This window comes from Roseomonas sp. 18066 (genome assembly GCF_902706185.1).
Classification (GTDB): Bacteria; Pseudomonadota; Alphaproteobacteria; order Acetobacterales; family Acetobacteraceae; genus Pseudoroseomonas.
Window position 1 is genome coordinate 24967 of the sequence record NZ_CACSJM010000056.1, and the last position, 10428, is coordinate 35394.

Annotated in this window: 8 protein-coding genes; 2 read left to right on the forward strand and 6 right to left on the reverse strand. The window is 70.8% G+C overall.

Going from position 1 to position 10428, the window contains the following annotated elements; genetic code table 11:
* The first annotated feature begins 1 nt into the window (after position 1).
* A complete protein-coding gene (locus tag GVN67_RS13425; protein WP_159996712.1) occupies positions 2–1756 on the forward strand; it encodes an alpha/beta fold hydrolase in 1755 nt (584 codons plus the stop codon).
* A 6-nt stretch (positions 1757–1762) separates the two neighbouring features.
* On the opposite strand, the gene GVN67_RS13430 is transcribed toward GVN67_RS13425, so the two are convergent.
* On the reverse strand, positions 1763–2656 hold the full coding sequence (locus GVN67_RS13430) for an AraC family transcriptional regulator (protein WP_159996714.1): 894 nt from the start codon (positions 2654–2656) through the stop codon (positions 1763–1765).
* A 136-nt stretch (positions 2657–2792) separates the two neighbouring features.
* On the opposite strand from GVN67_RS13430, the gene GVN67_RS13435 reads away from it, so the two are divergent.
* On the forward strand, positions 2793–3548 hold the full coding sequence (locus GVN67_RS13435; protein ID WP_159996716.1) for an SDR family NAD(P)-dependent oxidoreductase: 756 nt from the start codon (positions 2793–2795) through the stop codon (positions 3546–3548).
* Positions 3549–3810: 262 nt separating this feature from the next.
* Here the strand turns inward: GVN67_RS13435 and nikE are convergent, their stop codons facing one another.
* From nikE to GVN67_RS13460, 5 genes are all read right to left on the reverse strand, one after another.
* Positions 3811–5454 (reverse strand): ABC transporter ATP-binding protein, encoded by a 1644-nt coding sequence (gene nikE / locus GVN67_RS13440; protein WP_159996718.1) that lies wholly within the window; start codon positions 5452–5454, stop codon positions 3811–3813.
* Complete coding sequence (locus GVN67_RS13445; protein WP_159996720.1) at positions 5451–6311, reverse strand: ABC transporter permease; 861 nt, start codon at positions 6309–6311, stop codon at positions 5451–5453. The genes nikE and GVN67_RS13445 overlap by 4 nt, the downstream gene beginning before the upstream one ends.
* 8 nt (positions 6312–6319) lie before the next feature.
* Positions 6320–7351: an ABC transporter permease gene (locus GVN67_RS13450; RefSeq protein ID WP_159996722.1), complete on the reverse strand. Its 1032-nt coding sequence runs from the start codon at positions 7349–7351 to the stop codon at positions 6320–6322.
* A gap of 15 nt (positions 7352–7366) precedes the next feature.
* Positions 7367–8992 (reverse strand): ABC transporter substrate-binding protein, encoded by a 1626-nt coding sequence (locus GVN67_RS13455; protein ID WP_159996724.1) that lies wholly within the window; start codon positions 8990–8992, stop codon positions 7367–7369.
* 71 nt (positions 8993–9063) lie between these two features.
* Positions 9064–10428, reverse strand: a 1365-nt coding sequence (locus GVN67_RS13460; protein WP_159996726.1) for a SidA/IucD/PvdA family monooxygenase, incomplete at its 5' end; no start/stop codon positions are given.

The following is a 10428-nucleotide window of genomic DNA, read 5'->3' on the forward strand; positions in this document are numbered from 1 at the left end:
CATGCCCGAAGGTAGTCTCCCCGCCGCCGCCGAAGCGCCCCGCGCCTCGGCGGCGCCGCGCCCGGTGCCGGTGGCCTTCGGCGCCTGCACCGGCTGGTTCCACGCCGCCGCGCGGCCGAGCGGGCGCGCCGTGCTGATGCTGTCGCCCGACGGCTACGAGGCGCTGTGCTCGCGCCGGCCCTGGCGCGCGCTGGCCGGGCGGCTGGCCGAGGCCGGGCTGTCGGTCCTGCGCTACGACTATCCGGGCGAGGGCAGCAGCGACGGGCCGGAGGAGACGCCGCCAGACTTTTCTGTCTTCGCGGATTCCGCCGTCGAGGCCGCGGCGCTGCTGAAGCGGCTGTCGGGCGCGTCCGAGGTCGCCGTGCTCGGCATGCGGATGGGCGGCATGGTCGCGGGCCTCGCCGCCGCGCGGATGGATGCGGCGCCGCTGGCGCTGCTCTACCCGGTGCTGTCCGGCCGGCTGCATGGGCGCGAGATGCGCGTCCAGTCCGATCGCGGACCCGAGGGGCCGGAATTCCTGGGCTTCCCCTGGACCGACGCCGCCATCGCCGGCCTGTCCGGCCTCGACCTGCCGGCGCTGCTGGCCGCCGCCCCCGCGCGCCCGGTGCTGATGCTGGCCCAGCCGCGCATCGCCGAGGCCGCCGGCAAGGCCGCGCTCGCCCTGCCCGACGCCCGCACCATCGCCTCCGACGGCTATGACGACCTGGTCGCCGAGGCGCATGCGGTGAAGGTGCCCGAGCCCGCCTTCGACGCCATCATCGACTTCCTGGCCAAGGGCGCCCCCGAGGCGCCGGCGACCGTCGCGGAGCCCGCGGGCCGCCCGGTGATCCAGCTCGCCGGGGGCGGCACGGAGGAGACCGTCTGCTTCGGCCCGAATGACGGGCTGGTCGGCGCGCTGACCCTGCCGCCGGGCGGGGTCGCCCCGGGCGGGCCGGCGCTGGTCATCCTGAACACCGGGGTGAACCACCATGTCGGCAATGGCCGGCTGTCGGTGATCATGGCGCGCCGCGCCGCCGCCGCGGGCCTGGCCGTCCTCCGCTACGACGCCCGCGCCCATGGCGAGAGCCACAACCCCGACGGCCTGCCGCTGGTCAAGATCGTGCAGCAGCCGGCGGTGGTCGATGACAGCCGCGCCGCGCTCGACCTGATGCAGCGGCTGGGCTTTCCGTCCGTCGTCATCGCCGGCAACTGCGCCGGCGGCTGGACCGCGCTGCACGCGGCGCTGGCCGACGCCCGCATCAAGCATGCCGTGGTCATCAACCTGCAGCGCTTCATCTGGACCGAGGGCCGCACCTTCGCCGTGCCCTCGCGCCGGCAGACGGTGGCCGAGCGCCAGACCTTCCAGTGGCGCGCCCTGATCGAGGCGCGGCGCAACGGCGCCAGCGCGCTGGACATGCTGCGGGCGGTGACGCCGAACCGCTACAAGATGGCCTGGAAGCGCTCCGTGGTGCGCAGCATGGCGCAGGCCGGCCGCGTGCTGCCGCCGCGCATCGCCGGCATCCTGGGCCCGGGCCGCGTCGCCGGCTGGCTGCGCGCGCTGTCGACCCGCGGCACCGGCGTCAGCTTCGTCTACAGCGACGAGGATACCGGGCTGGAGGAGCTGGAATCCCATTTCGGCGATGGCGGCAAGCACCTGGCCGGGCTGCGCGCCATGACGCTGGTGCTGGTGCCCGGGGCGGACCACACCTTCTCCAACCGCAGCATGCGGCGGGAATTGCTGGACCGGGTGGATGCCATCGTCGCGGCGGTGAAGTAGGCGGCGTCAGGCCGCCACCCGCCCGGCCTCGCGTGCCAGCCGCGCATCCCTGACCGGCGGCTGGCCGAAGAGCCGGCCATAGTCGCGGGTGAAATGCGGCACGCTTTCATAGCCGACGGCGAAGGCGGCCTGGCTGGCGGCCAAGCCCTCGGCCTGCATCAGCCGCCGCGCCTCGATCAGCCGCAGCTGCTTCTGGAACTGCAGCGGCGTCAGCGAGGTCACCGCGCGGAAATGCGCGTGGAAGGCGGACAAGCTCATCCCCGCCGCCGCCGCCAGCCGCGCCGTCGGCAGCGGCCCGGCATAATCCGCGCGCAGCAGGGCGACCGCCCGGGCCACGCGCTGCGCTGCGCCGTCCGGCCAGCCCAGCGCGCGGATCGCCGCGCCATGCCGCCCGGCCAGCAGCCAGTAATGGATTTCTCTCAGCTGCGCCCCCTGCAGCAGGGGTGCGGCCTCGGGGTGGTCCAGCAGGCGCATCAGCCGCAGCGCGGCCTCGGCGACCTCGGCCTCGGTCGGGTCGACGCGGACCGGGGCGGGCGCGGTGTCGCGCCCGGGGGCGCGCATCTGCACAGAGAGCTCGGCGATCACCGCCGGGTCCAGCTCCAGCACCAGCGAGTAATAGGGCGCGACCTGGCTTGCCGCGGTGACCTGGCTGACCGTCGGCACATCGGCGCTGATCAGCAGCGAATCGCCGGCACTGAAGGAAAAATGCGCGGGCCCCATGCTGACCGCCTTCGACCCCTGCAGCACCAGGCAGACCAGCGGGCGGGCGATGGCATGGACCAGGCCGCTCGGCGCTGTGGCGCGCACCGTTGTCAGGCCGGGGATCGGGGTCGCGGCCATGCCATGCCGGTCAGCGGCGGCATCGGCATGGCGGCGGACGGCATCCAGCAACGGGTTCATGGGGGCGCAGCCTAGCCCGGCGCCGCGCCCGCCGCAGCTGAATTGGAGGATCAGGCAAGAACCCCGGACCATCCGGCAACACGCCTCAGGCGATCCGGCCGATACAGCCCCTGCACCAGCAAGGGAGCACGGAGCCATGAGCAAGATCACCCTGATCACCGGCGGCAGCCGCGGCCTGGGCCGCAACGCCGCGCTCGCCGTCGCGCGCCGCGGCGGCGATGTCGTCCTGACCTATCGCAGCGGCGCCGCCGAGGCCGAGGCCGTCATCGCCGAGATCGCGGCGCTGGGCCGCCGCGCCGTAGCCCTGCCGCTCGACACCGGCGATGCCGCCAGCTTCGCCAATTTCGCCGACCGCCTGCGCCAGGCCCTGCGCGACACCTGGGCGCGGGACAGCTTTGACCACCTGGTGAACAATGCCGGCCATGGCGATTACGCCCCGATCGGCGAGACCACCGAGGCCCAGTTCGACCGCCTGGTCGACGTCCATTTCAAGGGCGTCTTCTTCCTGACCCAGGCGCTGCTGCCGCTGATCGCCGATGGCGGGCGGATCGTGAACCTGTCCTCCGGCCTGACGCGTCGGCCCTTCCCGGGCTACGCCGCCTATGCCGCGGTGAAGGGCGCCGTGGAAATCCTGACGCTGTACCTGGCAAAGGAGCTCGGCGCCCGCGGCATCGCGGTGAACACGGTGGCCCCCGGCGCCATCGAGACCGATTTCGGCGGCGGCGCGGTGCGCGACAATGCCGAGGTGAACAAGCTCTTCGCGGAGATGACCGCCCTCGGCCGGGCCGGCGTTCCCGATGATATCGGGCCGATGATCGCGGGGCTGCTCGGGGAGGAAAACCGCTGGGTGAACGCGCAGCGGATCGAAGTGTCGGGCGGGCAGGGGATTTAAGAGAAGACAAGCCAAAGGCGAGGGGAATGAATTCCCCTCGACCCCTTCTTTTTTCTGTCAGACTGCCGTGTCCACGTGACGACGGGACGTGAAACGGCCCGACAGCAGCGCGACCTTTCAGGTTGCCCCGTTATGAAAACAGCGCCCCGCCGCGATGCCCTGGTGTCATCGTCGGTGAAGTGCTGGTCGTCAAACGGCCGGTCATCAGAAAAAAGAAGGGGTCCAGGGGAATTCATTCCCCTGGCCTTCAAGCTCTCTTCTCTTACGCCGCCACCGGATCGAAATGCGGAATCGCCGCGATCAGCTCCGCGGTGTACTCGGCCTGGGGTGCGCGGAAGATCCGCTGGCTGTCGCCTTCTTCCACCACCTGTCCGTTGCGCAGCACGATCATGCGTTCGCACAGCATGCGCACCACGTTCAGGTCGTGGCTGACGAAGAGATAGGCCAGACCCTTTTCCCGCCGCAGCCGGTCCAGCAGCTGCAGCACCACCGCCTGGACCGAGACGTCGAGGGCTGCCGTGGGCTCGTCCAGCACCAGCAGCTTGGGGTCCACCGAGACGGCGCGGGCGATGCCGACGCGGGCGCGCTGGCCGCCGGACAGCTGGTGCGGGAAGCGCTCCAGCAGGGGCAGGGGCAGGCCGACGCTGACGGCGCAATCCTTCACCCGCTTGGTCAGCTCGGAGCCATCGCGCAACCCGCGCAGCCGGCGCAGCGGATCGGCGATGCTGTCGAAGGCGTTGAAGCGCGGGTTCAGGCTTTCGCCGGCATCCTGGAAGACGATCTGGATCTGGCTGCGCTGCTCGGCGCGGTGGAAGTCGCGCGCCGGCATGTCGGAGACCGAGCGGCCGTCGAAGATCACCTCGCCGGCGGTGGGGTCGATCAGCCGGGTCACCAGGCGGGAGATGGTGCTCTTGCCGGAGCCGCTTTCGCCGACCAGGCCGAGGCTTTCGCCCGGCTTCATCGTGAAGGACACCTTGTCCACCGCCGTGACGCCGCCGGGGTATTGCTTCACGAGGTCGCGGACCTCCAAGAGCAGCGGCGTGCCGGCCGGCAGCGGCGGGCGCGCCACCGGCTCGGCGGGCAGCACGATCTCCGGCGAAAGAGAAGAAATGGTGGAGGTGGGGGTCGGGCAGGCGGCGACCAGGCGGCGGGTATAGGCATGGCCCGGCGTGCCGAAGAGGGCGGCGGGGGGCGCTTCCTCGACGACGCGGCCCTGCTCCATCACGGCGACGCGGTCGCAATATTGCGCGGCGAGGCCGAGGTCGTGGGTGATCAGCAGCATGGCCATGCCGCGGTCGCGCGTCAGCGTCGCCAGCAGGTCCATCACCGCCTTCTGGGTGGTGACGTCGAGGCCGGTGGTGGGCTCGTCGGCGATGATCAGCCTTGGCGCGCAGGCGATGGCCATGGCGATCATGATGCGCTGGCACATGCCGCCCGAGAGCTCATGCGGGAAGGCGTCGATCCGCTGGGCGGCGTTGCGGATGCGCACCTGCTCCAGCAGGGCCAGGGCCTGGTCGCGCGCGGCGCGCGGCGACAGGTCGCGATGGGCGCGCAGCGCGTCGGCGATCTGCGCGCCGACGCTGCGGATCGGGTTCAGCGCGGCGCGCGGATTCTGGAAGATCATCGAGAAGGCGGCGCCGCGCATCGGCCGCAGCATCCCAGCACTCGCCCGGGTGATGTCGCGCCCGTCGAAATGGATGCTGCCCCCCGTGACGCGCCCGGCCTGGTCGAGCAGCCCCATGGTGGCCAAGGCGGTCACCGACTTGCCGGAGCCGCTTTCGCCGACCAGCCCCAGCACCTCGCCCTGGTGCAGGGCGAAGCTGGCGCCGCGGAGCGCTGCCACGTCGCCGCGGCGGGTGGCGAAGCTGACCGCCAGGTCCTGGACCTGCAGCAAGGGCGTCGTCATGTGCGCATCCTCGGGTCGAGGATGTCGCGCAGCCCATCGCCCAGCAGGTTGAAGCAGAGCACGGCGAACATCAGGGCCGCGCCGGGGAAGAAGACCAGCCACCATTTGCCGGAGGCGATGAAGCGGGCGCCCTCGGCCACCATGATCCCCCATTCCGGCGTCGGCGCCTGCACACCGAGGCCGATGAAGGACAGGCCCGCGGCATTCAGGATCGCCCAGCCGAGGTTGAGCGAGATCTGCACGGCGACGATCGGCAGGATATTCGGCAGCAGGAAGAACAGAACGATGCGGCCGCGGCTGTTGCCGGAGGCCTGGGCGGCCTCGACCCAGCCGGCGTTGCGGCGCACGGCGACCTCGGTGCGGGCGAAGCGGATATAGAAAGGAAGGTTGATGATCGCCGTGGCGTAGATGATGTTTTCCAGCCGGTTGCCCAGGGCCGCGACCATCGCCATCGCCAGCACGAACAGCGGAAAGGCCATCAGCACGTCGGTGAAGCGGCCGACCCAGCGGTCCAGCCTGCCGCCGACGAAGCCGCAGAAGCTGCCGATCATGGCGCCGACGGCGAAGGACAGGCCGACGGCGGCGGCGGCGATGGTCAGGTCCAGCCGCGTGCCATGCAGCAGCCGGCTGAGGATATCGCGCCCCAGCTGGTCGGTGCCGAACCAATGCGCGGCCGAGGGCGGCTGCAGCGCGCTGGGCACGTCGCTGGCGATGGGGTCGTAGGGGGCGATCCAGGGGGCGAGGATGGCCAGGATGATCAGCAGCACGGTGCCGGCCATGGCCAGCGCCGTCAGCGGATTGCCGCGCAGCACCCAGGCGACATGGCCGAGGGTGGAGCTGCGGCCGGGGCTTGTCATCGAGGCGCTCATTCCGCGGCGATCCGGGGGTCGGCCAGGCCGTAGAGAATGTCGACCAGCAGGTTCACCAGCACGAAGATGGTCGCCATCAGCAGGACGAAGCCTTGCACCGGCGCGTAGTCGGAGGCGAGCAGCGCATCCAGCGCGTAGGACGCCACCCCCGGCCAGGAGAATACTTTTTCGACCAGCACGTTGGCGCCCAGCATCGTCGAGAAGACGATGCCGGCGATGGTCAGCACCGGCAGCAGCGCGTTGCGCAGCGCATAGACCAGGATGACGCGCCAGGGGGCGAGGCCGATCGAGCGCGCGGTGCGGATGAAGTCGCTGCCGAGCACGGCCAGCATCGAGGCCCGCGTCATGCGCGCCAGGGGCGCCAGGACGAACAGCGCCATGGTGCAGGCCGGCAGGATCAGCTGCGAGAAGGCTGCGCGGAACCCATCCCAGTCACCGGTGACCGCGAAGTCGAAGAGCAGGAAACCGGTGATCTCGGGGGGCGTCGAGGCGAAGATGTCGATGCGCCCCGTCGGATCCGGTGCCCAACCCAGCAGGTAGTAGAAGGCGTAGATCAACAGCAGGCCGGAGACGAAGGTCGGCATGCAGACGCCGAGCGTGCAGAGGAAGCGCACGACATGGTCCACCGCCGAGCCCGGCCGCAGCGCCGCCAGGATGCCCAGCGGCAGGGCGCAGGCCAGCGCCAGGAACAACGCAGAAAAAGTCAGCTCCAGCGAGGCCGGCAGGCGCTGCTGCATGTCGGTCAGCACCGCCTGGCCGGTGGTCATCGAGCGGCCGAGATTGCCCGTGGCGATATCCTGCAGATAGCGGACCAGCTGCACCGGGATGGGCTGGTCCAGCCCCATCGCCTTGCGCAGATCCTCGATCTCCTGCTGCCCGGCGCTGGGGCCGGAGGCGAAGAACACCGCCGGATCCCCCGGCAGCACCCGCATCAGCAGGAAGGTCAGCACCACCACGCCCAGGATGGCCGGCACCGAGGACAGCAGCCTGCCCCCGATGCGCCGCCCGATCGCCTGTAGCTTGCGCATTCCCGGCCGCCCGCCTCAGGCCCGCTTCAGGTCGCGGAAGTCCACCTGGCGGTAGAACTGGTAGGTGAAGTTCTGGATCGCCGGGCCCATCACCGCGTCCATGTTGGGCTGCCACAGCATCAGCAGCGGCACCTGCTCGGCCAGGATGCCGATCATCTCGCGGCAGGCGGCGTCGTAGGCGGCCTGGTCGGTCTCGAAGCGCGCGGCGTTGGACAGCTCGACGATGCGCGGGTTGTTCCAGCTGGCGAAGTTCCAGCGCTGGTCGCGGGTGAAGTAGAGGTAGAAGAAGTAGTAGGTGGCCGGCAGCCAGGCGGTGCCGGCATCGGTGTAGAAGTTGATCTTCTTCTCGGCGACCAGCGTGTTGAACTGGGCGTCAGGCATCTTCTGGATCTCGACCTTGACGCCGATCTTGGCCAACGCCTCCTGCACCAGCGCCGCCAGCGGCTCGGCCGTCGCGGCCTGGCCGGCGGAGAAGGCGAAGGGGGTGGAGAAGCCATTGGCAAGCCCCGCCTCGGCGAGCAACGCCTTGGCGCGCTCCACATCCTGCTTCAGCGGCAGCGGCTGCGGGAAATCGGCGGTGGCGGGCTGGCCGGAGAAGCTGCCGCCGAACAGCGGCCGGCCGCGGCCGAAGAGGGCCGCCTTGAACATCGAATCATAGGGCAGGGCGGCGGCGATCGCCTGGCGCACCTTGACGTTGTCGAAGGGCGCGACCTGGGTGTTGAAGCTGATATGGGTGAAGCCGTTGGTCTGCGGGATCGAGGCGACCTTCACCTTCGCCCGGCTTTCCAGCGTGGTGATGTCGCTGGCCTGCAGGTCGATCGACAGGTCGGCATCGCCGCGCTCGATCAGGTTGGCGCGCGTCGCCGCCTCCGGCACGGTCTGCAGGATGACCCGCTTGAAGAAGGGCAGCACGCCGTCGACGCCGTTCTTCCAGTCCTCGTTGCGGGTCAGCGTCACCTGCACGCCGGGGCGGTAGGTCTCGACCTTGTAGGCGCCGCTGGCGGCGGTGTTGTTCTGCAGCCAGGTCTGCGCCCAGGGGTCCTCGGCGGTGGCGTTCTGCTTGGCCAGCTTGCTGTTGATCATGATGGCGTAGGGGACAGCGAGGTTCGACAGCGCCAGGCGGTCGGGCTTGTCCAGCAGCACCTCGATCACGCCCGGCCCCGCGATGCGGAACTGCTCGGGCTTGCTCAGCGACCCGGTGGTGAACTGCGGCCCGGCCAGCGACTTGGCGGAGACGGCGCGGTCCAGCGACCACTTCACATCCTCGGCGGTGACCGGCGTGCCGTCATGCCACTTGGCATTGCCGCGCAGATGCAGGGTGATCTTCAGCCCGTCGGCCGCGACCTCGAAGCGCTCGGCCAGCTCGCCACGGATCACGGTGTGGTCGAAGACCCAGTTGCCATCGACCTGCTTGCGGCCGAAGGCCACCAGCCGGTCATAGACATTCATGCTGATGCCGAAGGCCTCGCGGGTGGAGCCCGGCATGGTCGGGTCCAGCGTGTTCACCGCATTGCCGGTGACCTGGCGCAGCGTTTCGGCGCGCGAGGCGGCGGCGCCCTGGGCGAAGGCGGGCGAAGCGAGGCCGGCGGGCGCCGCCAGCGCGGTCAGGGCCATGAGGCCCTGGCGGCGGGTGATGTCCATGAGCGGTCAGTCCTTCTGCGGGGCGCCCGGGGCGGGCAGCGCTGGGGAGGGGCAGTGCAAGCGATGTGCCATCAGGCGGCGGCGGGCGGCCGCATGACGGCCTGGCGGACGTCGTAGGTGGAGAGCGCCGCCCAATGGGTCTCGAGGTCCTCGCGGAACAGCGCGCCGGTCAGGCCGCGCACCAGCTTCGGCACCGCCGTGGTCATGGCGTTGATCGAGGAGCCGGAGGGGCCGAAGCTCATGGTCGAGGCGATGGAGAAAAGATGCAGGTGCCGCAGCCACGGCGTCTTGCCTGCCTCCCGCTCCGTCAGCGCGTAGTCGGGCGCGAGATAGGGATAGCGGGCGACGCGCGCATCCTCCTCGCCGGCCGGCGGCGCGTAGCGGTCGGCCCAATTCGCGATATTGCCGGCACACCGGGAAAGCTCCGGCCGCGCGCCAGGGTCGATCTCGATGCCGGTGCCGCAGATAACGAAATCGGCCTGGACCGGGCCGGCGGGCGTGTCGATCTCGACGCCTTCCCCAGAAGCCCGCGCGCCCAGCCAGGGCGTGCCGGCGACCAGGGAAAAGCCGGGCAGCCGGGCGCAGCGATCCCAGGTCGGCTGCGGGAAGCCTTCGCGCAGCGCCATGATGTGGCGCATGAAGCGCCAGCGCCAGGCGTCGTCCAGCTCGGAGGCGTGGCGCAGGAAGCCGGCGAAGGTCAGCCACAGATAGGGCTGCACCAGCTGCGGCTCGGGGCGGCGGCAATAGACGCGGGCGCTGGCGGCGCCGGCCTCCAGCGCCATGGCGGCATTGTCCATCGCCGAGGCGCCGGCCCCCAGCACCGCGACATGTTTTCCTCTCAATGCCGAGAAATCGATGGCGTCGGCGGCATGGGCGCGCAGGTGCTGCGGCAAGGCCTCGACGAAATCCGGCATGATCCAGCGGCCGAGGCTGTCCTGCCCCGTCGCCAGCACGATCTTTCGGGTCAGCTTTTTCTCGGTGCTGCCATCGGCGCGGCGCAGCGTCGCTTCCAGCAGGTCGCCGGGGGCGGGGGCGATATCGACCAGTGCGGTCTCGTTCTCGACCGGCAGCGCCAGGGTGTCGCGGATCCACAGCAGATAGGCCGCCCAATCCTGCCGCGGGATGCGGTCCAGCGCCTGCCAATGCGCCGCGCCGTACATCGCCTCGTGCCAGGACTGGTAGGTCAGGCTGGGGATGTCGAGATCCGGCCCGGTATAGTCCTTCGGGCTGCGCAGCGTCGGCATCCGCGCATAGGTCATCCAGGGGCCCTCGAGCCCCCGCGGCGCGGAATCAATCAGACAAAAGCGCTCGACCCGGGCGCGCTGCAGGGCGAAGCCGATGGCCAGGCCCGACTGGCCGGCGCCGGCCACCAGCACGTCCAGCACGGCTTCGCCGCCGGGCCCGGTCCGCGGCGGCACCCAGGGGCGGGCGGGATG